The 24079-nt window shown below is 64.0% G+C and carries 25 protein-coding genes; 10 read left to right on the top strand and 15 right to left on the bottom strand.

Translation table 11 applies throughout. The annotated features are described in order from the left end of the window. Positions 1 to 2: 2 nt before the first annotated feature. From H6955_05070 to H6955_05060, 3 genes are read right to left on the bottom strand one after another with little or no spacing between them, the layout of a single operon-like run. Positions 3 to 1208 (bottom strand): glycosyl transferase, encoded by a 1206-nt coding sequence (locus H6955_05070; GenBank protein MCP5312903.1) that lies wholly within the window; start codon positions 1206 to 1208, stop codon positions 3 to 5. A 13-nt stretch (positions 1209 to 1221) separates the two neighbouring features. Continuing rightward, on the bottom strand, positions 1222 to 2088 hold the full coding sequence (locus H6955_05065) for an HAD-IIB family hydrolase (protein ID MCP5312902.1): 867 nt from the start codon (positions 2086 to 2088) through the stop codon (positions 1222 to 1224). Between the two features lie 15 nt (positions 2089 to 2103). Then, complete coding sequence (locus H6955_05060) at positions 2104 to 3831, bottom strand: alpha-amylase (GenBank protein ID MCP5312901.1); 1728 nt, start codon at positions 3829 to 3831, stop codon at positions 2104 to 2106. Positions 3832 to 4260: 429 nt separating this feature from the next. Here H6955_05060 and H6955_05055 point away from each other — a divergent pair, with 429 nt between their 5' ends. Beyond that, positions 4261 to 4878, top strand: a complete 618-nt coding sequence (locus H6955_05055) for an OmpA family protein (GenBank protein MCP5312900.1) — start codon at positions 4261 to 4263, stop codon at positions 4876 to 4878. Between the two features lie 161 nt (positions 4879 to 5039). Continuing rightward, positions 5040 to 6410 carry an aminodeoxychorismate synthase component I gene (gene pabB, locus H6955_05050; GenBank protein ID MCP5312899.1) on the top strand — a complete coding sequence of 457 codons (1371 nt, stop codon included), beginning with the start codon at positions 5040 to 5042 and terminating at the stop codon, positions 6408 to 6410. 16 nt (positions 6411 to 6426) lie between these two features. Here the strand turns inward: pabB and galU are convergent, their stop codons facing one another. Genes galU through H6955_05035 form a run of 3 tightly spaced genes read right to left on the bottom strand, consistent with a single transcriptional unit; the run spans position 6427 to position 8260 of the window. Continuing rightward, on the bottom strand, positions 6427 to 7257 hold the full coding sequence (galU, locus tag H6955_05045) for a UTP--glucose-1-phosphate uridylyltransferase GalU (GenBank protein ID MCP5312898.1): 831 nt from the start codon (positions 7255 to 7257) through the stop codon (positions 6427 to 6429). Between the two features lie 19 nt (positions 7258 to 7276). Continuing rightward, positions 7277 to 7774 (bottom strand): hypothetical protein, encoded by a 498-nt coding sequence (locus H6955_05040; GenBank protein MCP5312897.1) that lies wholly within the window; start codon positions 7772 to 7774, stop codon positions 7277 to 7279. A 57-nt stretch (positions 7775 to 7831) separates the two neighbouring features. Then, positions 7832 to 8260 carry a rhodanese-like domain-containing protein gene (locus H6955_05035; GenBank protein ID MCP5312896.1) on the bottom strand — a complete coding sequence of 143 codons (429 nt, stop codon included), beginning with the start codon at positions 8258 to 8260 and terminating at the stop codon, positions 7832 to 7834. 91 nt (positions 8261 to 8351) lie between these two features. On the opposite strand from H6955_05035, the gene H6955_05030 reads away from it, so the two are divergent. The 3 genes from H6955_05030 to H6955_05020 all read left to right on the top strand — a co-directional run bounded on the left by H6955_05030 (position 8352) and on the right by H6955_05020 (position 12429). Beyond that, positions 8352 to 9251, top strand: coding sequence for a lysophospholipid acyltransferase family protein (locus H6955_05030; protein ID MCP5312895.1), 900 nt, complete (start codon positions 8352 to 8354; stop codon positions 9249 to 9251). A 242-nt stretch (positions 9252 to 9493) separates the two neighbouring features. Further along, positions 9494 to 11260, top strand: a complete 1767-nt coding sequence (locus H6955_05025) for a VWA domain-containing protein (protein MCP5312894.1) — start codon at positions 9494 to 9496, stop codon at positions 11258 to 11260. Beyond that, the gene (locus H6955_05020) at positions 11257 to 12429 is read left to right on the top strand and encodes a hypothetical protein (GenBank protein MCP5312893.1); all 1173 of its coding nucleotides are present in this window, start codon (positions 11257 to 11259) and stop codon (positions 12427 to 12429) included. The genes H6955_05025 and H6955_05020 overlap by 4 nt, the downstream gene beginning before the upstream one ends. A gap of 103 nt (positions 12430 to 12532) precedes the next feature. Here the strand turns inward: H6955_05020 and soxA are convergent, their stop codons facing one another. The 7 genes from soxA to H6955_04985 form a co-directional block, all read right to left on the bottom strand. After that, positions 12533 to 13381 carry a sulfur oxidation c-type cytochrome SoxA gene (soxA, locus tag H6955_05015; protein MCP5312892.1) on the bottom strand — a complete coding sequence of 283 codons (849 nt, stop codon included), beginning with the start codon at positions 13379 to 13381 and terminating at the stop codon, positions 12533 to 12535. Positions 13382 to 13459: 78 nt separating this feature from the next. Continuing rightward, entirely contained in the window at positions 13460 to 13774 is a 315-nt protein-coding gene (soxZ, locus tag H6955_05010) for a thiosulfate oxidation carrier complex protein SoxZ (protein MCP5312891.1), read from the bottom strand. A gap of 56 nt (positions 13775 to 13830) precedes the next feature. After that, positions 13831 to 14301 carry a thiosulfate oxidation carrier protein SoxY gene (gene soxY / locus H6955_05005; protein ID MCP5312890.1) on the bottom strand — a complete coding sequence of 157 codons (471 nt, stop codon included), beginning with the start codon at positions 14299 to 14301 and terminating at the stop codon, positions 13831 to 13833. A 49-nt stretch (positions 14302 to 14350) separates the two neighbouring features. After that, positions 14351 to 14722 (bottom strand): sulfur oxidation c-type cytochrome SoxX, encoded by a 372-nt coding sequence (gene soxX / locus H6955_05000; GenBank protein MCP5312889.1) that lies wholly within the window; start codon positions 14720 to 14722, stop codon positions 14351 to 14353. 220 nt (positions 14723 to 14942) lie between these two features. Continuing rightward, positions 14943 to 16424, bottom strand: a complete 1482-nt coding sequence (locus tag H6955_04995) for a M48 family metallopeptidase (GenBank protein ID MCP5312888.1) — start codon at positions 16422 to 16424, stop codon at positions 14943 to 14945. Between the two features lie 28 nt (positions 16425 to 16452). After that, positions 16453 to 17799, bottom strand: a complete 1347-nt coding sequence (locus tag H6955_04990) for a hypothetical protein (protein MCP5312887.1) — start codon at positions 17797 to 17799, stop codon at positions 16453 to 16455. An 8-nt stretch (positions 17800 to 17807) separates the two neighbouring features. Then, entirely contained in the window at positions 17808 to 18851 is a 1044-nt protein-coding gene (locus H6955_04985; GenBank protein MCP5312886.1) for a MoxR family ATPase, read from the bottom strand. Positions 18852 to 19147: 296 nt separating this feature from the next. On the opposite strand from H6955_04985, the gene H6955_04980 reads away from it, so the two are divergent. After that, positions 19148 to 19345, top strand: coding sequence for a hypothetical protein (locus H6955_04980; protein ID MCP5312885.1), 198 nt, complete (start codon positions 19148 to 19150; stop codon positions 19343 to 19345). Between the two features lie 109 nt (positions 19346 to 19454). Here H6955_04980 and H6955_04975 read toward each other — a convergent pair whose 3' ends face one another. Further along, entirely contained in the window at positions 19455 to 20015 is a 561-nt protein-coding gene (locus tag H6955_04975; GenBank protein ID MCP5312884.1) for a hypothetical protein, read from the bottom strand. Positions 20016 to 20184: 169 nt separating this feature from the next. Here H6955_04975 and H6955_04970 point away from each other — a divergent pair, with 169 nt between their 5' ends. The 4 genes from H6955_04970 (at position 20185) to H6955_04955 (ending at position 23316) form a co-directional block, all read left to right on the top strand. After that, positions 20185 to 21219 carry a hypothetical protein gene (locus H6955_04970; GenBank protein MCP5312883.1) on the top strand — a complete coding sequence of 345 codons (1035 nt, stop codon included), beginning with the start codon at positions 20185 to 20187 and terminating at the stop codon, positions 21217 to 21219. A gap of 74 nt (positions 21220 to 21293) precedes the next feature. Continuing rightward, complete coding sequence (locus H6955_04965) at positions 21294 to 21911, top strand: 2OG-Fe(II) oxygenase (protein ID MCP5312882.1); 618 nt, start codon at positions 21294 to 21296, stop codon at positions 21909 to 21911. Between the two features lies 1 nt (position 21912). Beyond that, a complete protein-coding gene (locus H6955_04960) occupies positions 21913 to 22302 on the top strand; it encodes a hypothetical protein (protein MCP5312881.1) in 390 nt (129 codons plus the stop codon). 459 nt (positions 22303 to 22761) lie between these two features. Then, entirely contained in the window at positions 22762 to 23316 is a 555-nt protein-coding gene (locus H6955_04955) for an RNA polymerase sigma factor (protein MCP5312880.1), read from the top strand. Positions 23317 to 23369: 53 nt separating this feature from the next. Here the strand turns inward: H6955_04955 and H6955_04950 are convergent, their stop codons facing one another. Next, complete coding sequence (locus tag H6955_04950) at positions 23370 to 23999, bottom strand: methyltransferase domain-containing protein (GenBank protein ID MCP5312879.1); 630 nt, start codon at positions 23997 to 23999, stop codon at positions 23370 to 23372. Between the last annotated feature and the right edge of the window lie 80 nt (positions 24000 to 24079).

Here is a 24079-nt window from a genome sequence, read left to right as displayed (position 1 = left end):
GTTCAGGCGTCGCCGCGCACGGCGCTCAGCAACTGCCGCGAGATATCCGGGAAGGCGTCGTGCACCCGGTTCCAGTTCGGAATGAACGGCGATTCCATCGGGTTGCTGAGAAAGGTCTCGCCGGCCGCGATGATGCTCTGGGCAAACACCTCCACGCTGCGTTCTTCGTTATGCCGGTCGTAACGCAGGCCGTTGATCTTCGCATCGTAAAAATACTGCTCGGTCGCATCCAGAGCGATACGGTAGTACGCGGCCTTGATCGAACGGAAGGCCTCTGTGGACAGCGTGATGCCCTCGGTGGCGAGCTTTCGGTAGAACGACTTGGCGATCTCGATGCTCATTCGGGCCAGGCCGGCGGTGGCATCGTCTTCGGACAAGGCCTGGTGCTTGTGATCGTACTGATCGGCGATATCGACCTGGCAGACACTGTTGCGTGACAAGGTGCGATACACCTCGGATAGCACGCCGACCTCGAGTCCCCAGTCGGCCGGGATGCGCAGGGTACGCACGAATTCACGGCTCAGCGAGAACTCGCCGGACAAGGGATAACGGAAGCTGTCCATGAATTCCAGGTATTCCATCTGCCCGACCACCTTGCGCAGTGCGCGAATCAACGGCGTGACGAACAGACGCGTCACCCGGCCGCTGAGCCGGTCGCCATCGATGCGCGAATAGAACCCCTTGCAGAACGCAAAACTGAACGCGGGGTTGGCGATCGGGTAGAACAGGCGTGCAGGGAGGCCGCGGTCGTAAGTCAGGATGTCGCAGTCGTGCAGCGCAATTGCCGAACAGCTTTCGAGTGCCAACGCATAACCCATGCAGTACCAGGCGTTGCGGCCCTTCCCAGGCTGCGTCGGGCTGAGGTGTTGAGCCTGCAGCTGGCTGTCGATCTCTCGCAGCCAGGGGCCGTCATTCCACAGGATGTGGACGGTCTGCGGCAGTTTTGCGAAGAATTCCCTTGCGTGTGCGAATTGCTTGTCGTCGGCCTGATCGAGCCCGACGATCACGTCGCTGATGTAGGTCGCGTGGCGGAGCTGTTCGACGATGCGAGGTAGCGCCGGACCGAGCAACTCGGAATACAGGCTGGGCAGTATCAACGCCATCGGTCGGTCGGCAGCGAAGCTGTGCAGTTCGGCCTCCATCTGTTCGATCGGGCGATCGCACAGGCGGTGCAGGGTCGTGATGGTGCCGTTCTGGAAGAAATCCATCGAGCGCTCCTCCTCAAGCGGGCTGGCTGCCCGTGTCCGGTAGTGTCATCAATGCCAGCAGTGCGGCGTTCCAGCCAGGTGGGCCAGGCAACTCGGAACGCACCGTCAGCTGGCGGCCATGTGCATCCAGATGCGACCCGTCGCTCCGTTGCACGATCACCGCGACATCGGCCTGTTCGAGCATGCGTCGGTCGTTCTCGCTGTCGCCGACGGCGATTCGCCACGCGGTCGTCCATCCGGCCGCGTCGAACAGTTCGCAAAGCCGGCGGACCGCAATCGCCTTGTCGGTGTTGCCGAGCAGATGCCAGAAGCGTCCGCCCTGAACGACCCGCAGGCCGTGGTGCGCGGCGGCTTCGCGCAATGCGTCCAGGCGTTCTGGGTCGTCCTGCCAGACGAAGGGTTCGCTGCACAGCCGCTGTCGGGCCTTCGCCGCATCGTCAGGCGGCAACCCGGTGAGCCGGGCGACCTCATCAGAGTGCATGTCGCCGAAGCCTCGCAGTTTCCAGCCATGCAACGTGCGTTCGCTGTCGATGAACGCGCGGATCTGGTCGTACCGTGGCGCGAGATACACCACGGCATATCCATCGACCACTTCGTGTGCGGGTAGACTGAACGGGTATGCAGGTTTGCGAGGTAGGCACAGCGCACAACCGTTTTCGACGATCAGCGGCTGCTCGATCGCGAGTGCGCGGCTGATCGCGATCGTTTCCGCCAGCGTCTTGCTGGTCGTCAGAATCAACGGGACTCCACGCCGACGGATTGCCGCCAGGGCAGGGCGGGCCGCATCGAATCGATAGCTATCGTGATCGAGCAGACAGCCGTCCAGATCGCTGAACACGATCGCCGGAGGTGTGCGCGTCGCCGTATTCGTCGCTGGCATGGCCGACCGCGAGTCTCAGGAGGCGGCCAACCAGAGCACCGCATGGCCCGGTATCTGCAACTGGTCATCCTGGATGACGGTCGAATCTGTCCCGAGCAGGTCGATACGCTGCGCCAGGTCGCCTGGCAGCCGCTCGCGATCGATCATGACCGGCTGCGCGGTAAGGTTGGCGACTACCAGAATGTGCTGGCTAGCATCCAATGCGACGCGCTCGAAGCCGAACACCGAATCACCGAGTTCGAGAATCGTCTGCGCCGCGTCGGGATGGAATGCAGCCTGCTGGCGACGGATCACGAGTGCACGTTGGTAGAGCGGAAACACCGTGCCGGTCGTGCTCGCAGGATCGCAGACCAGGTAGCGAAGCTCGGCGTCGTCCCATTTGCGACGGTTGATCGAGCGGGTCATGCCGGTGCGTTCGACGCCCAGATAGTCATTCGGCGTTGCCGTCAGGCAATGGAAATACACGGCGGGGATGCCACGGAACGCGAGCGTGATCAACTGAGAGACCATGAAACTTGCGATCTGCCGGGTCTGATCGGCGAGCGGGTCCCTGAATGCGTCGAAATAGCTGATGTTCAACTCGTACGGGCTTTCGCTGCCGTCGACGTTCGACTTGGTCGAGATGTAGCCGCCGCGCTCGCGCATTGCGTCGAGCAGGTTATTGATTTCATCCGGTGGGATCAGGCCTTCGAGCGGACGCAGACCGACGCCGTCGTGCGACGCGGTAAAGTTCAGATAGGTGCAGTTGGGCGGAGGAGGGTTGCTCTCCAGGTCGGTGGCCCAGGCATTCAGGTAGCGACTGCTGCCGCTGTGCAGGGCGTGTAGCAGCAGAGGCGGCAGGCTGAACTGGTAGATGACGTGCGCCTCGTCGCCCGTGCCGAAATAGGCGATGTTCTCTGCATGCGGGACGTTCGTCTCGGTCATGATCAGTGCGCCCGGCTCGACCAGGTCCAATACGTCGCGCAGCAGTTTCACGACCTGGTGGGTCTGCGGCAGGTGGATGCAGCGGGTACCCAGTTCCTTCCACAGATACGCGACAGCGTCGAGCCGCAACATCCGCGCACCGCGGCGGATGTAATACAGCATGATGTCGATGAACTCGACCAGGACGTCCGGGTTCGCGTAGTTCAGGTCGATCTGGTCGTTGCTGAAGGTGGTCCAGACATGACGCAGTCCCTGCGGTGTCCGCACGCCGCTGAGCAGCGGTGTGGTGCGCGGGCGCGTTACCATCGATACATTGGTCGTTGGCGGCATCTCGATGAAGTAGTTGCACGCCGGCGCATCGCCGAAGATGAAATCGACGAACCAGAGGTTCTCACGCGAACAATGGTTCAACACCAGGTCGACGACCAGGTCGAAGTCCTCGGCGATACGGCGGATATCCTGCCAACCACCCAGGTCGGGTTTCACCGCGCGGAAGTCGGTGACCGCAAAACCGTCGTCCGAACTCCACGGAAAGAACGGCAGGATGTGCAACATGCTGAACGCGTCGTGCAGGTGTTCGACGAGAAAGCGGTGCAGTGTCTGCAATGGCGGATGCGTGGACGACTGGATCGTATCGCCATAGCTGATCAATACCGTGTCGGCGTGCGACCAGTAGGCGCCCTGGACCACGCGGGTACGCAACTGCCGGTGGGTCTTGATCAGGCGCGTGATGCGGCGCGCGATCTCAGCAGCCCGGTCTGCGCCATACAGGTACGCGAGACGGGCCTCGATGCGCGCCGCCGGCGGTAGCTCCGACAGGGGCGGCACAGTGCCTGCGGTGGAGGGTGCCGATTGAATGGTCATGGCTCCTGCGACGCCAAGTCCGGATTCAACTGGGGGAGCAATTACCGCGCCAGCACCGCTTCGGGCGCCCGGATCTGCCGGGCCGGCGTTCGTCGGGCCTCTCGGGATGGCCGGGTGGCGTGATTGGTGCAGGCGTACGGCGGGATTGCACCAAGATGGAACATCATCGACGAAATCAATCTTTTGTGGCGCGGCCTACCAGAATAGCTGTAGCATGCGCACCATTCGTCTAACATCTAAGACGTTTTTCCCCACAAGTGTGATTTTTATCTCGAAACGCCTTTGCATTCCCTTAATGGTGCTGGATGCGTTGGGGGCTATACTTAATCAACTGCGGGAAACCCCCTAGTTCATGGGCTCTGACGATCTGTGAGGAGGTCGATAATGAAAACCCGGATTCTTCAAGTTGCTGTCGTGTTGGCGGCTTTGGTTGGCGCTTCGCAGATACAGGCCGCCGAAGGTTATTGGGACGACAAGGCCGCTGACGTGTGGCGCAGTGGCAGCGGTGAGTGTCTGCACACCAATTTCTGGAATGCGGACATGGCGATCGTAGGCTGCGACGGCAAAGTCGCGGAGCCGCCGCCGGCTCCGATGCCGGTGGTCGAAGCGGCTCCGGTCGCGCCTGAGCCGGTGGCCATGACCTCGGCCGAGGCCACGGTGAACTTTGCGTTCGACCGTGCCGACCTGGACAGCCAGGCGACTGCGGCCCTCGACAGCCTGGTCAGCCAGGCGAAGTCGCAGGGTTCGATCAAGGCGGTGCGTCTGACCGGTCATGCGGACCGAGTCGGAACCGAGGAATACAACCTCGACCTGTCGCTGCGTCGCGCGGGCTCCGTCAACGACTATCTGGTCGAACGTGCCGGCGTGTCGCCGCAGGCGATCGAGGTGTCGGGCAAGGGTGAGTCGGAGCCGCTGGCCGCCTGCGAAGGTATGCGTGGCTCGGCTGCATTGTCCTGCCTCGCGCCGAACCGTCGCGTCGAAGTGGTCATCGATCTGTTCTGATCGACCCTACCACGGTCCCCCCCGCGGGTGCGTGATGCGGCCTTTTGCGCCGCACCGCCCCGCCTGACAGACGGCACCGGGGATTCGCCCGGTGCTGTCTGTGTTTCCGGTCGACGACGTTGCGTGGCAGCGCGGCGAGCGTCTCGCGCCCCGGTCGACGATTGAATACACCACACATCGAACGCCTGCCCTACTGGCGCGACAGCCGGGCTTTGTACGCCGAACTGCGCGAGCTACCCTGGCCGGTCTGGCTGGACAGTGGCTACCCCGCGTCGGGCGGTGGACGTTTCGACGTCATCGCCGCCGACCCCTATCAGACGCTGGTCGTGCACGATGGTGAGACGCTGATCGCAAGCGCGGACGGGTCGCTGTCTCGGGTGCACGACGATCCACTGGCGCTGCTGCGTTCGCTCCTCGGTCCACGCAGCGAGGCGGTCGGCGACCTGCCGTTCTGCGGCGGTGCGATCGGCTTTCTCGGCTACGATCTCGCGCGTTCCTGGACGGGCCTGCCACCGCGTGAGGGGATGCCCGGTTGGCCGACGATGGCGGTCGGTCTGTACGACTGGGCGGTGGTCGTTGACCACGCCCGCCAGCGCAGCTGGTTCGTCCGTCAAGGCAGGGATCCGCGCCAACAGCATGGCTGGCAGTCGGCGTTGCGCCGCCTGCTCGCGGTCCGGTCTGCGGCGCCTCGGGTGGGTGCGGTGCGCGGCGAACTGGTGGATGCCGGCATGCACCGGGCGGCCTATGGTGATCGGTTCGCGCGCATTCAGCGCTATATCCACGATGGCGACTGTTACCAGGTCAATTTCGCGCAGCGTTTTCGTGCACGCACGGACAACGACGCCTGGTCCTTGTACCAGTACATGCGCGAACAGAATCCCGCACCGTACGGTGCGCTGCTGGAGTTGCCGTTCGGTCAGCTGCTGAGCTCCTCGCCGGAGCAGTTCCTGGGTCTGCACAACGACCGGGTCACCACCCGGCCGATCAAGGGGACCAGGCCGCGTGGCGCCACGGCGGCGGACGACGTGCGTCTGCGCGCGCAGCTGCTCGACAGCGTCAAGGACCGCGCCGAGAACCTGATGATCGTCGACCTGTTGCGTAACGATCTCGGCAAGGTCTGCACGCCCGGCTCGATCGAGGTGCCGGCGCTGTTTCAGGTCGAGTCGTTCGCCACGGTGCACCACCTGGTAAGCACGGTACAAGGACGGTTGGCGCCGGGACACGATGCATTGGACCTGGTCTCCGCGTGTTTCCCCGGCGGCTCGGTCACCGGTGCGCCCAAACGCCGTGCGATGCAGATCATCGATGAACTGGAACCGGAACGGCGCGAGGCGTACTGCGGCAGCATCCTACGCCTCGGTTTCGACGGTCGGCTCGACAGCAGTATCGCGATTCGAACCGCGTTGTTGCGCGACGGGGACCTGTTCTACTGGGCAGGCGGTGGAATCGTCGCCGATTCGGTATGCGACGACGAGTACCAGGAGTCGCTCGACAAGGCTGCGGCCTTCCTGCAGCTGGTCGACCGCAGATGACCCGGTGGCGGGGTTGTCAGTCCTGCTCGGCCTTCCACTGCTCGTAGAAGAAATTCGTCGCACTGACGAAACCCTCGACACTGCCGCAGTCGAAGCGTTGGCCCTTGAACCGATAGGCGAGGACCATGTTCTTGACCGCCTGGGTCTGCAGCGCGTCGGTAATCTGGATCTCGCCGTTGCGCCCCGGCGGGGTGGCGCGGATGACGTCGAAGATGTCGGGTGTCAGGATGTACCGGCCGATGATCGCAAGGTTCGATGGTGCCTCCTCCGGCGACGGTTTCTCGACCATGTTCGATACCACGAACACGCCATCCTCCAGTGGAGAGCCGGCGATCACCCCGTACTTGTGGACCTCGTCGCGCGGCACTTCCTCGATCGCGACGATGCTGCAGCGATACTTTGCATAGATCGCAGCCATCTGCGCCAGTACGCCGATGTCTTCGCCGACGCACAGGTCATCAGCGAGGATCACGCCGAAAGGCTCGCGTCCGATCAGGGTTTCGCCGGTCAGGATCGCGTGGCCCAGGCCTTTCATCTCGGTCTGCCGCGTATACGAGAAGGTGCACTCGTTGATGATGCGGCGGATATCGGCAAGGTATTTCTCTTTCGAGGTACCGCTGATCTGGTGTTCGAGTTCGTAGCTGACATCGAAGTGGTCTTCCAGCGCGCGTTTGCCGCGCCCGGTGACCATTCCGATGTTGTTCATCCCGGCTTCCATCGCCTCTTCGACGCCATATTGAATCAACGGCTTGCTGACGATCGGCAGCATCTCTTTGGGCATGGCTTTGGTTGCGGGCAGGAATCGCGTGCCGTAGCCGGCCGCGGGAAACAGGCATTTTTCGATCATTGTTCAGGTCCGTCGTGATTCACTGTCTGCGCAGTACGCCGGTCGGGCGTTGCGTGTTGTCGATGATGCCATGGTCCAGCAGCCAGCAGCGCGCGTCATCGGCGTCCCGCTCGAACCATGCCCTGGCTGAGCCCAGGCGAAAGCTGTAGCCCCAGGCATCCATGTCGGCGAACAGGCGACTGCGGTCGTAGCCAGGCAGCTGATCGGCGAGCAATCCCTGCAGGTAACAGACCGCGTTCTCTTCGCCAACGGTACCGCCCGCATCGGTGTGCAACTGTGCACGTCGCTGGTCATCCATGCAGATGAAATGACAGGCCTCGTGCAGGATCGAATGCAGTGGCGTGTCCGAGCGCACGTAAAGCCGGTCGCCGATCAGGCCCGCCTCGCTTTCGCCCCAGTAAGAGCCCGGGATCACGGTGCAGTCGTCCACGAGTTCGATGTGTAACCCGTAGCCGGCAAGCAGGCGGGCGAGGGGTCTGCGCAAGGTCGGGGAACACAGGGTGACGGCAGCGGGCATGCGTAACATGACAACAGGGGGCTTCCGGAACAAGCCTAACACGCCGGACCTGGTTGGTCAGCATTGCTCCCAGGGCAGGCCGTGGAAGCGCCAGCCGCCGACATTGCCACGTTGGTGATGGTCGTCCAGGTCGCCCTCGAAACCCTCGTCGATGTGAAATACGTTCTTCAATCCGGCCTCGATGAGGGCGCGACCGGCCTCCGCCGACCGTTTGCCGCTGCGGCAGATGAGAATCACCGGCGCGCATCCTTCCTGGGCGTCGCATACGGCGCCGCCAAGCAGCAATTTCCGGATCTCCGCCACGAAGTGCGGATTGATCTCCCAGTCCGGTTCGTCGATCCACGCGACATGGACAGCGCCCGTCGGGTGCCCGACGAACAGGAACTCCATGGTCGAGCGTATATCGACCAGCAAGGCGCGCGGATCGTCCTGCAACATCTGGTGTGCCTGTTTGGGTGATAATTCGCTCGGGTCCTGCTTGCTCATCGTATTCCCTCGATTCCTTGCAAGTAGGTTTTATAGACCAATTGGGCAGATTGCGGTCTGCCGTCCGGGATGTCCGCCGATCAATCAAGGTATGCGTGATCGACTCGTCACACTGCTGGTCAAGCTGTTGGCGCTGTTGCCGTGGGGCTGGGTGGGTGCAGCCGGCGCCGCGGCGGGACGCGCCGTCTACGCCGTCGGCGGTCGCGAGGTCGACAACGCGCGGGTCAATGTCGCGTTGTGTTTTCCGGCGCTCGACGAACAGGCGCGCGAGCGCCTGGTGCGCAGCAATCTCATCGAGTCCGGACGCAGTCTGGCCCAGATGGTGAAGGTCTGGGGCGGCAAGCCGCGCGACTGGACGACGATGGTCGATGACAACGGCTTCTACGAGGCGGCGAGGGCGTTGCTGGCGCGCGGTCACGGACTGATCATCGCGATGCCGCACCTCGGCAACTGGGAGTTGATCGCTTACCTCGCAACCCGCGTCGCACCCGCAACCGCGCTCTACCGGCCGCCGCGGATGCCGGCGTTGGACGGCCTGATGCGGACAGGTCGCGAACGCTCGGGGCTGGTGCCGGTGCCGATCGATCGACAGGGTCTGCGCGCCATGCACGATGCGCTGCAGCGTGGCGAGATCGTCGGCATTCTGCCCGACCAGGTGCCCAAGACAGCCGGTGCCTCCGGAGTCGTCGCGCCGTTTTTCGATCATCCCGCATTGACGATGACGCTGGTCAATCGGCTCGTGCGACGCCATCAGGCGGCCGTGCTGGTCTGTTGCGCGGTCTACGATCACGCGACACGACGTTACCGAGCACACCATTTCGAAGGTGAAGCCGCGATCGGCGACCGCTCGCCGGAGGTGGCCGCTGCCGCGCTGAACCGAGATATCGAGCGCTGCGTACGCAGCCACCCCGACCACTACCAATGGACCTACCGTCGCTTCCAGCGGCCCGACGATCGCCGCCTGAGCCCTTATCGCAGGGTGCGCAGCTAACGCCGCCGGGGTCTTCCCCGGCATCGACGAAAGCCGGCGAAGTCAATGATATCGGGAGGCTTTTCTAAAGCGCCGCGGCCGGCGGCCGTTACCACGACAGGAACACGTTTCTCGTCAGGGACTAGTTATGCCCGAATCGCCATCGTCGGTGCGCGGTGTGTTGCGACTGCTGAGTATTGTGCTGGCCTGGATGCTGGCGGCGGACCTTGCCGTCGCCGAGCCGGCCGGACGGACGGACGGATGTGCGCATTCTGATCGATATCTCCGGCAGCATGCGGCAGAACGATCCGGACAATCTGCGCCGACCGGCGCTGCGCATGCTCGCCGGCCTGCTGCAACCGGACACCCGCGCCGGAGTCTGGACCTTCGCCAAATGGGTCAACAATCTGGTGCCGGTGGCCGAGGTCGACGCGGCCTGGAAGACCCGCATCCAGTCGTTGTCCAAGAAGATCAACTCGCCAGGGCAGTTCACGAACATCGAAGAGGTCCTGCTGAAGGCCTCGGCGGACTGGGAGGGCGCCGCCGAAGGCGAGGCACGGCATCTGATCCTGCTGACCGACGGTATGGTCGACGTCTCCAAGCAAGCGGATGAGAATGCGCAGTCGCGGGCACGCATAATCGATGAGATCCTGCCTCGGCTGCAATCGGCAAAGGTGCGCGTTCACACGATCGCACTTTCCGAGCGGGCGGACCACGAACTGATGAAGCGCCTGGCCGGTGAGACCGGCGGTTGGTACCAGCAGGTCGCCCAGGCCGAGGAGTTGCAACGCGCTTTCTTACGGATGTTCGAGACGGTCGGGACGCCGGACGCCCTGCCACTCGAAGACAATCGCTTCACCGTCGATGCCAGCATCAGCGAGGCAACGGTGTTGTTGTTCAGCAAAGCGGACGCGCCGCCGCCCGTGCTGTTCTCGCCATCGGGAGAGGAATTCACCGACAGCGACCTGACCGCCGGGGTGGCCTGGTATCGCGACCAGGGTTATGACCTCATCACGATCGCTTCGCCGGCGAAGGGGGAGTGGCGACTGCGAGCCGACCTCGATCCCGACAACCGGGTCATGGTCGTGACCGACCTGAGGCTGCAGGTTTCCGAGGTGCCGGCCCATATCGCCGCCGATGAGCCGGTGCGGATAGAGGCACACCTGAGCAACAAGGGCGAGCTGGTGAGTCGCCCGGCCTTCCTGCGACTGCTCGAGGTGCGAGCCGACGCCACCACCGACGAAGGCCGTGCGCCGATCGACCTCAACGATCGCGGCGAGGCGGATGACGAGGCGGCCGGTGACGGACGTTTCACGATGCGCTACGCGGAACCGCGCCCCAGGGACAGCGTCGAGCTGCTGGTCTCGGTCGACAGTCCGACCTTCATGCGAGAGAAGCGGCTGAGGTTGGCGGTGCACGAAGCGGCCGTGGGCGAGGTGGTCGATACCGCCGACGGCGCTGTACTGAAGGTGCGTCCGGAGACGGCGGTCCTGCAGCCGGACCTGCAGATCGAGGCTTGGCAGCAAGGCGCAGACGGTGCGCGGACGGTGCTGCAGGGGCAAAGCGCGGATGACGGTGTCTGGCAGGCGTCGCTGATCGAGGCCGACCAGCCGGCGTTCTTCAAGGTCGCCGGGCGCAGCCGGCTGGGTAATCTCGTCACCCGGACCGGTGGCCCTTTGATGCGGCCCGGTGTACCGCCGCCGGCGCCACCGCAGCCGGCAGCCGAAGCCGAACCCGAACCCACACCGCCGGTCGAAGCGCCGGCGCCCGTCGAGCAACAGCCGCCGGCCGTAGAACCGGTCGACGAACCGCCACCGCAGGAAGCGGCAGCGGAGGAGGCGGGCTGGCTGATGCCGGTACTCGCCTTCGCCGGATTCAACCTGCTGCTGCTGGGTGGCGCAGGTGCCTGGTGGTTCCTGCGGCGACGCCGGGCGGGCACGGATGACGAATTCGATTTCGACGAGCTCGTCGGGGGCGGTGGAGAGGCGAAGCAGCCCGCCGGGGACGCCCCGGAGGAGCACGCGGCGTGAACCAGATGATGCCGTTGATGGGTGCTGCGCTCGGTGTCGAACTGGTGTTGCTGCTGGTGGTGCTGTTGTCTGTCGCCTGGTTCCGAAACCAGGCGCAACGTCGGCGCGACGCCAAGGCACTGCGCGCCCTGGCGGTGCGTATCCGTAACGGAAAGGGCGAGCGTGAGGCGGCCGTCGAGGCCTTTCTGCAAAAGGCCGGGCTTTCGGGAAAGCCGCTGCAGCAGGTCAAGCACACCTTGTTGAGCAACGAGGTGCAGCTACTGCAGCGATTTGCGGATATCTACCACCAGCGTGATGCGGCGGCGGCCGCACGCTTTGATATCGACACCCAGGCCCTGGTCGATCTGTATCACGACTTGCCGGCCACGCTGGTCGCGGGCGATGCGACGGATGCCGGGGAGGCCGCCGTGGACAGCAGCGAGCTGGAGGAGCTGCGCGGAGAAAACCAGCGTCTGTCGAACGAGATCCGGGTCACGATGGAGGCGATGAGCCGGATGTTGAGCGAGTACTCGACGATGTTCGCGGTGGCGGAGGATAAGACGTCGCCGGGTGGTGCTGCTGCCGCCGCACCGGACGACGAGGAGCTGCCGCAGAAGGCCGGGTCGCCGCCAGGCGAGGCCACCGAGGAGATGCTCGAATCAGTCGAAGCGGTTGAAGCGGTCGAAGCGGTCGAAGCGGTCGAGGCGGTCGAGGCGGTCGAAGCGGTCGAGGCGGTCGAAGCGGTCGAAGCGGTCGAAGCGGTCGAAGCGGTCGAAGCGGTCGAGGCGGTCGAAGCGGTCGAAGCGGTCGAAGCGGTCGAGGCGGTCGAGGCGGTCGAAGCGGTCGAGGCGGTCGAGGCGGTCGAGGCGGTCGAGGCGGTCGAAGCGGACGTACCGGATAGCCTGTTGTCCGAAATGCTCGAACAGGCGGACGATGCCGAAACGCCGGAAGACGTCTCGGTCATGGACGACGATGAATTGGATGCGTTGCTCGATGCGGCGGCGGCCAAGTCCGGAGGAGGTGCGGCCGACAGCGCGCCGGCCACAGCGCCGGATCCGGCCGACCTGGTCGAGGTTGCGGATGATGAAGCGTTGTTCGACAGCATGGTTACGGATGTCGAGAACCAGACTGCAGCCGCGGAAGACACGTTGTCGGAGGACGACGGGGTCGCCAAGGCCGGGGAACGCTAGTCGAAGTCGATCCCACCTGACACGAACAGTGTGAGAGCGCCGGATATTCCGGACAACAAAAAGCCCGGGTAACCCCGGGCTTTTTGCCTGTAGCTCGGTTATCTCACTTGCGGGCTGATGGCCCGTTGTATTCGATACCGTTGCTCATGTGGGTCAGGAAGTACTCCAGGTTACGGTACTCCTTGCCCTGCGGCTTGAACTTCTTCGCACGCACCTGCTCATTGCAGCCGCCGAAGCGACGGTGCAACGTGCCGAGCTCACCCCATTTGGCGCGATACACCGGCCATCCCGACGTGTGCCCGAGGGCCGGGCTGAGCAGCTCCGTACGGACATGCAACCCGGCACTCTCCATGTGGCAATGGGCGCAGGAGAAGTTCAGCTGACCACGCCGCGCGAAATAGAATGCCTTGCCGTCGTTGTATGCGGCCAGTGCATCTGCATCGTTCGGGATCTGGACGTTGGTCTGCTGGCCGCGCGATTGGTACGCCATATAGGCCGCCAGATCGGCGATCTTGCCCTTGTTGTAACCCATGGGCTTCTCGCCGTTGGCCTCCAGGCACTCGTTGATCGCCAGTTCCATCGTCACGACCATCTTGCGCTTGGCATCCCAGTGCGGGTAGTTCTTGCGTTGCGCCGGGTCGTCGTTGAAGCAGCTGCCGAACGACTTGCCGTTGGCAAACGGCTTGTTCCAGATCGACTCGCCGGCCTCGATCATCGGCTCATAAGGCGGGAATTCCTCGATCGCCTCCCAGTTGTCCCGTGCCACTTTATCCAGCGCATAGACACCGTTGCTGAATTCATTCAGCGGAATGCCGGGAAAACGCTTCTGGAAATAGTCACGATAGACCTTGAGGTCTTCGGACGGTGAGGTGTCGGTTGCTTGCTTGTTGGCAAAGGCCACCGTCGCACTGAGTGCGCAGACGGCTGCCAGGGCCAGTCTCGTCGATTTCATAGATCTTCTCTCCTCCCGAGTGGATGCCCGTCGCGGAGACTCCGAGCGGGCGGAGTCTGCTCGCACGGTATGCCCTGACTAGCTGATTTTCGCGGTTTCCGAATCGGACTCGCCTTTGTTGTCCTTCCAGGTGATCTTCACCTCGTCACCTTTCGCCGCGCCCTTGAACGAGAACGACAGATAAGGGTTCTTGGAGATACCGCCGCTCCACTCGGCAGTCATCACGGTCTTGCCACCCGATTCCGCCATCACTTCGTTGATGAAGTGCGCCGGTACCAGTTTGCCCGTCTTGCTGTCCTTGCGCAGACCGGTCTCCATCGGATGGGTCATCAGGCATTTGACCTCGGTGGTGTCGCCTTTGATCTTGGCGCGGATTTTGATGCTGTTGGCCATGTAGCTTTACCTCGAAAATTCTTTGGCTGTTGCTGAATTTAGTCGTTCGGTACCGATCAACCGCCGCAGCCGCCGATCGTGACCTTCACGCTCTTGCGCGCCGAATGCAGCTTGCCACCGGCCTTGACTACCGCGATCACGTCGCTGGTCTTGCCCATCTTGATGCGCGTCGATACGTCAGGCACCGCGCCCGCACCCAGCATGAAGGTGGCCACGAGGGGGGTGTTGTTGCCTTCCGCGAGCAGCGCGATGGACTCGACACCGTCCATGTCGGCGGCGACCGATACCGGTACCACGGCGCCATTCTCGGCGATGTCCGGGGCCTTGATCTTGATCGCATCGGATGCGGTATTGGATGCCGCACCGAGCGCGTCGGTAAGTGCCTCGTCGACGCTCTTCGCCTGGAAGGCCTTTTCGTTCCACGCGGCGACGACCGCCTGCGGGGCCAGCAGGCCGGCACCGACTGCGACACCGACGGTCCCGGCCGCCAGCGAACCCTTGAGGAATACGCGACGTTTGATGTTCATGGTCATCAACTTTCTCCTAACTAAACCTTGTTGATACTCGTGACTTGCTTTAAAGCGTGTAGAGATAGGCGACGATGGCATCGATCTCTTTGCCCGAAAGCGCCTCGTACTTTCCGAACGCCGGCATCCGTGTATCGGGATTGGCCACCATCGGGTCCCAGATCTGCGCGCGCAGTTTGGCCGGATCCGGGAACCGCGCCTTCATGGCGATCAGCGGCGGTCCGATATCGCCCGGGCTTTCGCCGTCGCCCATCATGTGGCAGGCGAGGCAGTTGCCCTTCCTGCGGTCGAAGGCAACCTCTTTGCCCATCTTGATGGTCTCGGCATCGGCAGCCCCGGCTGCCGTGGGCAGCATGCTTGCGCTGGCGAACAATGCAGCCAGGGATATGGCCGCTGTCGCGAAACTTGCGGTTTTCCGCATCGCCTTTCCTCCTATCGTTATCTTTGCGTGGTGTGTAGTGGGCCGTGCAGCGTTATGGTGTTGTTTTCGACATCCGGTTCGGCCTGATGCTGCTCTCCGACATGGCTCGTCACATCGGATTTCCCGTCAACCCGGGTAGGGAAGCTAGAATAATGCATTGATTTGCTTTCGCAAACATCTGCCTCGAATAAGACTCCAGCAAATTTTCTGATGGAATAAACTACGGTTTCGGCCGTCCTTTGTCGTCCTTTTCTTCATCTTCGGCGCGCAGGTCGACCAGTCTGGATTCGAGTCTCGACGCGTCGTAAAAGTTCAGCCCCGGCACCTTCAGCGCGATCTCCAGTTGCAGTATGGCCGCCTTCACGTCACCCGTAAGGTAATAATACTCGGCGAGATATTCGTGCCCGAGGGCACGTTTGTCCTGGTCGCCGGCGGCCCGCGAGAGCAGCTGATAGATCCGCGGTTCCTCTCCCCGGAAGTCCAGGAAGCGTTGCAGCCGTGTCTCGGCGTCGGCCGGCTTGCCGGCCGCCAGCGCGGTTTCGGCGTAGGTCAGATTGAGTGCCAGGCTGCCAGGGTCCGCAGTCAGCGAGCGTTCGAGGCGTTTCAACGCCCGCTCCGTGGCGCCTTGTTGCGCGTCGATCTGCGCCCTGGACACGACGAATTCGACCACCTCCGGATGCTGTTCGAGCAGACGGTCGAGGGTCTTGGCGGCATCGTCGAATTGTCCGGCGCGTATCTGGGCGAGCGCGATCCCGTAGCGCAGCGCCGCCTCGTTGCGGAATCGGCCATCCTCGAGCATCAGGCCGAGTTCGCGCACTGCCTCTTCGGGCCGGTCCATCTGACGCTGCACCAGATTGATGCGTGCCAGCTGATAGCGGAGGTCCTCGGGCGCCTGCCGATACGCAAACTGTTCGGCGCGGCCGAGCGCGTCCGCTGTGCGGCTGGTCGTGACCGGGTGGGTCATCAGGAATTCCGGCAGCTTGCTCGCGTATATCCGGTTCGCCTTTCCCATCCGATCGAAGAACGACGGCATCGCGCGCGGTTCGAAGCCGCTGTGTGCGAGGATGTCGATACCGACGCGGTCGGCTTCCTGTTCGTTCGCACGCGTGAAGTTGATCTGTTGCTGGATGAGTGCGGCCTGGCCGCCGACCGCCGCGGCCGCCGCCGCGTCACCGCCGACGGTCGCCCCGAGTACGATCGCGGCGAGCAGTACTGCAGCACTCGGGATACTCAGTTGGCTCGTGGATTCCCAGGCGCGCATCAGGTGCTGCTGGGTGACGTGTGCAATCTCGTGCGCCAACACGGCCGCCAGCTCGCTCTCGGTGTCGGTGGTCATCACGAGTCCCGAGAACACCCCGATGTGGCCACCCGGACCGGCGAACGCGTTGATCGTCGGATCGTCGATCAGGAAAAAGTGGAACGGTGTGCCCTTGACGTCGCTCGCGGCCACCAGCTTCTGCCCAAGGTGTTCGATGTAGTCGGCGAGCAGCGGGTCGTCCATCACCTTTTCGGATCGTCGCACGCCGCGCATGAAGGCCTTGCCGAGATCGCGCTCGCGTTTCGGCGACATCAGGCTGCCCGCCGAGTTGCCCAGGTCCGGCAGATCGGTATCGAGCGCCATGGCAGGCGGCGCCGGCGCCGCCAGCAGCAACAGGCTGAGCGCGATGCGTGCGCCCTTGGATGCGTTAACTGGTTTGTTCATGCAGATCATCGGCACCGGTCGTCGCCGGTCAGTTGAGTTGAATCCGTTGCCCCCAGGGAACCGGATCTTTTCCCTTGACCAGCCAGATCACCGGATAGTTCGGTTCGTGCTGCGGAAATCGCCCCTGCGCGTCGGTGAAGTACACCAGCAACTCGGGTCTGCCGCCCTGTTCGTCCAGCCATTCGAATACTGGACGGAAATCGGTGCCGCCGCCACCGTGGATCTCGGCCGGGCAGCGGAAGTCTTCCCACGGCTCGAATACCCAGGGGGCGCCGTCTGCCAGGTCGCTGTCGCAGGCCAACAGGGTTACCCGGGCGCGCATCTGACCTTTCAGGGCCGACACCTCGGACAGGAACTCGTCCATCTCGCCCGCACGGATCGAACCGCTGGTGTCGACCGCGACGACGATCTCCACCTGTGAACTCTTCAGTGACGGCAGGATCGCCTCGCCCTCGCGACGCGACGGCCGCATGTAGGTGAAGTCGTCGCGCGCCATCGCCGTCATGTAGCGCGCCAACAGCATGCGCCAGGGCAGTTGCGGCTGCAGCAGGTGATCGACCAGGCGCGCCATGCTGCCGCCCATCTTGCCGGCCTGCATCGCCTGCTGGGCCGCCCCGGCGAGCCTTTGCTGCCACTGTACCTCGAGCGTCTGGCGTTCCTCGGCGCTCAGTGGCGGAGGGGTAGGTTCGCCACGGCCGTCGCGATCATCGTCGCGCGGTGGCTGCTCGGTGCGCGACGCGTCGGCCTCGAGCGGCTTGGCGCCATCACCGTCCTGCTGCTCGGAAGGCTCGTCGAGCGGGGTGTCTCCGCCATGGTCGCGGTCGTCCTCGCGCTCGCTGTTGTCGCCCCCCCGGCCGGGCGCCTGTTGGGCGTTGTCCGGCTTGTCCGGTGCCTGCCCCTGCTGCCCGCCGCCGGACTGGTTGTCCTGGTCGAACAGGTGCTGATCGAGGGTCTCCGTTTGATCGTTCTCGTCGATCAGCGGATAGATCTCTTCGGCGGTCATGCCCAGGTACTGTGGCATCACGTTGCAGTTCGGGGGCGGCGTGAGTCCGTCCTCCAGCAGCAGCGGGTTGATCGCGTAGTCACATGCGAGATCCCAGCGGTGTTGCACACGATGCTGGCGGCGCGCGAAATGTGACAGCGCGCAGTGCAGGGCCTCGTGGGCCAGCATGAACTGGGTCTGGGACATCGACAGCGAGGCGATGTAATCGGCGTTGAAATAAAACTTGCGTGCGTCGGTCGCGGTGGTCGGGCACCAGTTCGGATCGGCCGCGGCCAGCGGCAGGCGCAACACCAGGGCGCCGAGAAAGGGTTTGTCGAGAATCAGCTTGGCACGCGCCGCGGTGAGCTTGGTCTCGATCGCCTGCAGATCCATCGCCGATCTCACTCGTACAGCATGACGTCGGCGATGGCGTTGGCCCAGGTCGCGAATGCAGGCACCTGAAACAGCGACTCGCCGATCGCCCGGTGCAGGTCGGAAACCAGCATCACGCCCATCTCGCGCTGCGGGAACCGGCCCGCATAGTCGAGAATGCGGCCCGTGATCGTGACCGCGTCGGGGGTTTCGGCGGCACGGATCGCGCGCCCCACCAGTGCGGCGGCCACCGCGTACTGCAGGTCGATCTCGTCCGGTACCGGCACCTCGCGACCGGCGACGATATCGTCCAGGTCGGGCATCTTGTCCAGGCTGTTGACGAACGCTGTGAGTTCGATGCCCGCGGCGGGTCCGACACACGCCTGCAGCGCGCCCTGCAGAAGGCTGCCGTGGTCGGCGAACTTCTGCAGGCTGCGGTGCGCGAATTCCCAGGAACGCGGCGACGGAAACGCCACCGGGTTGTGTGCCGGGTCGAAATCGAACAACAACTCCGGGCGGAAGCGCAGGAATGCGATGACCCGTTCGTCGATCGCATGCTGGTAGGCCCAGGCGACCCAGTCGTCGAGGTGGGTGTCGACCTCGAAATGCGAGAAGCGGTTGGCCAGCGGTGCGGGCATCGTGTAGGTGACCCCGCGATCGCCCTGGCGGTTGCCGGCCGCGAAGATCGCCCATCCGGCAGGCACCTCGTACTCGCCGAGCCGGCGATCGAGGATCAGCTGGTAGGCGGCGGCCGAGACGCTCGGCGGGGCCGACGTGATCTCGTCGAGAAACAGGATGCCGTGTTCGCCGTGGCGGGCCGCATTGGGCAGGATCGCCGGCGCGGCCCATTCGACGAACTCGCCGTTGCGAAACGGGATGCCGCGCAGGTCGCTGGGCTCCATCTGCGACAGCCGGATGTCGATCACCGGGGCCGCGTGACGCTCTCCGGTCTGGCGGATCATGTCGGATTTTCCGACGCCCGGCGGCCCCCAGAGCATCACCGGGGTGTGGTGTCCTTCGTGGGTACTGAGGAATTCGCGATCGAGAATGGTGAGCAACTGGGCGGGGCGCATCGGGACTCCTGCTACTGCGGCAGCCGCAAAGAATGGGAACGGCGCCGCGCGAGGTCAACCCCCGCGCGGAAATGGGTTCGCGGCACCGTCGCGCCCGGGGCGCAACAGAAAAGCCCCTTGTCAGTGTTTAGAAAACCAGAGTATTCTAATGCCCCTCTTGATTGAGATAAGAGCCGCTGCGCCGGGCAGAATCCGGCTCCAGTCCTGCCGTCAACGATGTGCGCCGCACAGGGTGCGGCCGGTGGAGCAGGCTGGCGAGAGGGGCGACAGAAGTTGGCTTAATTCGGAGATCGGACATGAACCAGTTCTACTACGACGCGGTCACCAAGATGGAAGAGATGGGCGTCGACGAAGAGTATATCCAGGGTTGGCAGGCAGGCTTCCTGGGTAACCCGCAGCGCGAAGAACAGCGTGTGACCGAGGCCTACGAGGCGGGTTACGGCGACGGTGAAGAAAAAACCACCGACAATTTTGGTGACTGGGTTAAGGGCTGATCGCTTTTCCGGTTCTCAAGACGAAAGAGGCGGGTGATCCCCGCCTTTTTTCTTGCCTGCAGGGGCGCACAGACGCGTATCGAAACCGACTGACGGGGTGTGCGCGGGCCTATTCGAACAGGTTGGCGACCGCGCGACGGATCTCGCGATCGATCTCGATGCCGTCGCGGTCCATCACCTGATCGATGACCCAGCGGTTTTCCTGCGATTCGCCCATCACCTGTTGAATTTCGAAGCCCAGGTGCCGCATGAACGGATACGACGGCCCCTGTTCGGTGTAGTTCAGTTCGGCGTATTCCGTCCCGCGCTCGTTGAGCCGTTGCACGAAAGGTCCGACATAGTCGCCGGGGCCGAAGATATCGACGCTGTTGTCGTGCAGATGTCCGGCGAGGGACTTGGCGACCGCGATCACCAGCTGGCGGCGATCTTCATCTTCGAGTCCGAGCTGTTGCCGGGCGAGGCGGTCGACGATCTGCACCTGGAAGATCAGGTACTCGATGATCACCGCGAAGCGCTGTTCGTCGGATTCGTAGACGAAATCCTGGCCGTGCAGGTTGATCGCCTTGTCTTTGGCGATGCGCCACGCGATGAACCCGAGCGCGCCGGCGATCTCGTCGAGTGAGCGTTCGGCGGCATCGTCGTGCCAGCGGCTCTTGATCCTCAATGCCACGGGGGTCTCTCCATCGGAAACTCGGTATGCCGCTCACTATCGCACGAAGTCGTGCGCAAATTGCCATGGCATGCACGCTGGTTGGCGCGCGGGGCGGCGATTGGCTTGCGGCGAATAGTCGAGTATTTTACTTGGTAACAGCCTTGCAGCACGGCTGCCCGGAGTCCCCATGCAGACCCTGATCGATGCGGTTCAGCACAACTGCGACATTGTCGACGCACGGCACGGCACCGACTACGGCATGTGCACCTACCTGCTGAAGATGCGCGAGCGCTACCGTTGGGAGCGCGGCCTGCCGTTGGGCGCACCGCTGGGCCGCGAGGCGGTCGGGGACTGGTTGAGCACCCGGGAAGCGCACCTCGAGGCGCTCGAACAGGCCGATTTCCGTACGCTGGAGATCGATGGCGCGACGCTCGACCCGTTCGACGCGGAAGCGGTGAACGATGCGCTCGGCAGTCGCCGACTGGCGTACAGCGCCGGTCTGGTGCACGGCGGGCGTCCGCATTTCTTTCTCGCCGAGTTGGAGGGTGAGCGACGCGCGGAGAGCGGATTCGTCCTGCGCGTCACCGGGCGCGAACTGGCACGCTGCCTGAATGCGCCGCCGGCGATGACCCGTGGCTCGACGATCTTTCTGCGCCGCGAGTCGCTGCGCCGTTTTCTCTGGGAAAAGTACGAATCGTGGCTGTGGAGCCGGTCTAAGAACGCGATGGCGCGCGCGGTCGCGTGCTATCCGTTCGATCATGCACTCGACCAGGCGCTGGATGCGATGACCGAGGCCGAGATGGCGAGCATCGAGGCCCACGAGCGCGGCGAGTATCAGGCGGGACTGGATCTGGGCGACGCCTGGGAGTCGATGTTGATGGATATCGGCATGACGCCGGCCGAGCTCATGGCGCGGGCGGTGCGCGACCATCTCGCGGACTGCACCCACACCCTGCCGACCCTGCTCGGGCACGATCGTGAGGCCTCGCTGCATTTCTTCATCGCCAACCTCGGGGCGATGCGTCGCCAGCTGTTCCCGGCATTGGAGGTGGCCTACGACACCTGGCTGGTCAGCGGCGACACGACGCCGATGGGTGCGCTCGCCGGGCGGGCCGCGGATCACTGGCGCGGCCTGGCATTGCAGATGCTCGATCTGCACCGTCGGTTCGGCGAGCGTGCGGCCGGGAATATCGCCGCGTTGGTGGAACAGTCCACCCTGTGACGGGCGTTTTTGCCCGGCGCGGCGGCAGGCGGGATAATGTGCTGATGTCAAAGAACTGAGCGGCGGACGGCAGCATGTCCAATCCTTTCCCAGTCGAGCGTACCGTGGCACCTCTTTCGACCTTTCGCGAGGTCAAGCCGGGTAGCTTCATCTTCGAGCGTCCCAATACGATTCCGGCCGACTGGTGCGACGAGATGATCCGTCGATTCGAGGCACATCCGGAACAACAGAATCAGGGGCGCATCGGCCAGGTGCAGGACCTCGACAGCGAGATCAAGCGGACCATGGACCTCGTGGTCAGCGGTCGCGAGGAATGGAAGGACATCGATCAGCTGTTTTTTCGCTGCGTCGGGGCCGCCCTGTCGGAACTGCGTCAGACCTTTCCGTTCTTCAAGGGACCGTTCAAGGACATGGGCTACCAGATCCAGCGCTATCTGCCGGGTGAGTTCTACCACTGGCATATCGACGGCGGCAGCCATGAGTTCAGCCAGCGTCAGCTGGTCGTGCTGTGGTATCTGAACGACGTCCCGGGCCCGGGCGGCGAGACCGAGTTTCTGTACCAGGACGTCCAGGTGCGTCCAGAGCGGGGCAAGATGATCGTGTTTCCGCCGTTCTGGACTCACGAACACCGCGCGGCGACTTTGCACGCCGGGGTTAAGTACATCGCCACGACCTGGGTGGTGTTCCGCTGAGATGCCCAGCCTGCTCGCGATCATCGAGCTGGGCGGCTATCCGAACCTGCTCCCGCTGTACCAGCGGCTGGGTTTCGACGCCGAGGTCGTGAACTCGCAGCGCAAGGCACGCAACCTGCTCAAACGTTCGGTGCCCGACGTGATCGTCGCCGAGTACATCTTCCAGTCTGATTTCCGCGACCGCACCTCCAACCTCGAGACCCTGATGGCGGTGCTGCAACGCCATCCCTCGGTGAAGGTGGTCGTGTTCCACCTGCCCGAGCAGGCCGACAAGCTGGCCGCGCTGGAGGCCCGCTTCCGGTTGTTCGCCAAACTACCCCTGCCGGTCAGCAGCGAGGCTGTGGAATCCGTGCTCCGCGAAGCCCTCACGGCCCCCGCGGGCGGCGCCTGAGCAACGCCCGCAGCGTCGCGGCCGATTGCGGTTTGCATCGGTCGCTGATTGCAAATTGCAATCCAGTGTTTGCATGAAATATATAAGTCTCTGAAAAACTGGACATTTACGTATGGCATAGGGCTTGCTGCTCGAGGTGACAACGGCGCCGCGGCCAGCACCCTGGCGGGTGCCGTCGTGTGTATCGAACACCGACTGGAGCCCGCCCTTGAACCGTGTCCGCCATCATTGCGCGCCGGCACCGATCGCCGCTTCACCCCGTGCGGTCTTTCGGCCAACCGGGGTCTGCGGTCGGGTCGCCGGGGTACAGCCGTGTGAGCTGATCGCTCCGGGTTGCTTCGCCCGCGTGCGGCCGACACGACCGGCCGTCCGGTTGTCGTGCGGCGCGGGCGGTCGAGGTACAGGCAGGGGGTGCTGCGTACCTGGCGCCGTCGGGGCGCGCCGTCGGTGGGCGGGATCGTGACCGGCGTGACCCAGTTCGCCCAGCAGTGTCGACTGCGCGCGCAGCTCTGCGATCAGCGTGAACGGCTGATGCGCATCGCCTGGTCGTGGTGCCAGTCGACCGCTCTGGCCGACGATCTTGTCCAGGAGACGCTGACGCGGGCGCTCGCGAAGCTCGGAAGCCTGCGCGACGAAGAGCGCCTCGAGGTCTGGGTCACGCGCATCATGGTCAATCTCTACCGTGACCAGTACCGCCGCACCGAACCGGAATCGGCCGAGAACCTGATACTGGTCAGCGAAGACGACGGGCCCGAACAGCTGGTCGAACGCGAGGACATGGTCCGCCGCACGCGCCACGCCTTGTGGCAGCTCAGCGAAGGGCAGCGCCAGGTGATCGCGCTGGTCGACCTGTCCGAGTTCAGTTACGCCGATACTGCGCGGATCCTGGACCTGCCGGTGGGCACCGTGATGAGCCGCCTGTGGCGCGCCCGTCAGAACCTGCGCCGGTCGTTGGAGAAACAGCTTGGTAGCGGGCACCCGGCGACACAGTCGAACCGCCGCACGTCGACCTGAGAACTTCTCGCCCCGTCGCCGCGGGAGTTGTGCGCCGGGTCAATCCATCGGTACTAGTGGTTCACCGCGGCGAGCAGCGCCTGGACGCCGTGACCCGGGTGGCCGTGCGGTGTTTGTCGGTAGACCCAGACGCTGGCCGGCGGCAGGTTCCAGAGGACGCGCTGCACGCGCTCGCCCTCGAGGCCCAGCGCGGCCACCAGGGTTTCGGGAATCGGTGGCCGCGGCGAATAGGTGAACTGGATCAGCTGGCCACCGGGCGCCAGTACCGCGAACACCTGCGAGAGTATCCGCGTCCGCGTCCAGTTGCGCATACTCAGCAACGGCAGGCTGGACACCACGGTATCGACCGGTAGGAAGTGCGATGCCTCCAGCAGGCCGGTCAGCCGCGCCGCGTCACCGGTCAGCACCCGCAGCGTCGGGAACTTGCGCCCCAGTTCGCGCGCCAGTGCGGGGTCTTTTTCGATCGACAGCAGATCCAGCGATGCAACGCCGCGTGCCAGCAGTGCGCGCGTCACCGCACCGGTACCGGCGCCCAGTTCGAGCGTGCGTCCCGGGTTCAGAGGCAACTGGCGCGCCATCGCCCACGCCAATCCGTCACTGCTGGGGACCACCGCTCCCATCTGCAGCGGGTTGCGCAGCCATGCGGACAGAAAATGGGGTTTGAGTCTGAGGCCCTCGGACACAACGCCTCCCTGGGCATTCTTTTAATTCATCCTACCAGCAGGACCGCGCGACGGATGCGAAATTCCACAACAATTTGTGT

It is taken from the genome of Chromatiaceae bacterium, from assembly GCA_024235395.1.
GTDB lineage: Bacteria > Pseudomonadota > Gammaproteobacteria > Chromatiales > Chromatiaceae > Thiosocius.
The sequence above is the reverse complement of the archived record's forward strand: the minus strand, read 5'-3'. Positions and strand labels throughout refer to the sequence as shown.

Coding starts and splice junctions, on each gene's coding strand:
- H6955_05070 (MCP5312903.1), bottom strand. CDS start 1,208: ATGGATTTCTTCCAGAACGGCACCATCACGACCCTGCACCGCCTGTGC.
- H6955_05065 (MCP5312902.1), bottom strand. CDS start 2,088: ATGCCAGCGACGAATACGGCGACGCGCACACCTCCGGCGATCGTGTTC.
- H6955_05055 (MCP5312900.1), top strand. CDS start 4,261: ATGAAAACCCGGATTCTTCAAGTTGCTGTCGTGTTGGCGGCTTTGGTT.
- galU (MCP5312898.1), bottom strand. CDS start 7,257: ATGATCGAAAAATGCCTGTTTCCCGCGGCCGGCTACGGCACGCGATTC.
- H6955_05040 (MCP5312897.1), bottom strand. CDS start 7,774: ATGCCCGCTGCCGTCACCCTGTGTTCCCCGACCTTGCGCAGACCCCTC.
- H6955_05035 (MCP5312896.1), bottom strand. CDS start 8,260: ATGAGCAAGCAGGACCCGAGCGAATTATCACCCAAACAGGCACACCAG.
- H6955_05030 (MCP5312895.1), top strand. CDS start 8,352: ATGCGTGATCGACTCGTCACACTGCTGGTCAAGCTGTTGGCGCTGTTG.
- soxA (MCP5312892.1), bottom strand. CDS start 13,381: ATGAAATCGACGAGACTGGCCCTGGCAGCCGTCTGCGCACTCAGTGCG.
- soxZ (MCP5312891.1), bottom strand. CDS start 13,774: ATGGCCAACAGCATCAAAATCCGCGCCAAGATCAAAGGCGACACCACC.
- soxY (MCP5312890.1), bottom strand. CDS start 14,301: ATGAACATCAAACGTCGCGTATTCCTCAAGGGTTCGCTGGCGGCCGGG.
- soxX (MCP5312889.1), bottom strand. CDS start 14,722: ATGCGGAAAACCGCAAGTTTCGCGACAGCGGCCATATCCCTGGCTGCA.
- H6955_04995 (MCP5312888.1), bottom strand. CDS start 16,424: ATGAACAAACCAGTTAACGCATCCAAGGGCGCACGCATCGCGCTCAGC.
- H6955_04990 (MCP5312887.1), bottom strand. CDS start 17,799: ATGGATCTGCAGGCGATCGAGACCAAGCTCACCGCGGCGCGTGCCAAG.
- H6955_04985 (MCP5312886.1), bottom strand. CDS start 18,851: ATGCGCCCCGCCCAGTTGCTCACCATTCTCGATCGCGAATTCCTCAGT.
- H6955_04980 (MCP5312885.1), top strand. CDS start 19,148: ATGAACCAGTTCTACTACGACGCGGTCACCAAGATGGAAGAGATGGGC.
- H6955_04970 (MCP5312883.1), top strand. CDS start 20,185: ATGCAGACCCTGATCGATGCGGTTCAGCACAACTGCGACATTGTCGAC.
- H6955_04965 (MCP5312882.1), top strand. CDS start 21,294: ATGTCCAATCCTTTCCCAGTCGAGCGTACCGTGGCACCTCTTTCGACC.
- H6955_04960 (MCP5312881.1), top strand. CDS start 21,913: ATGCCCAGCCTGCTCGCGATCATCGAGCTGGGCGGCTATCCGAACCTG.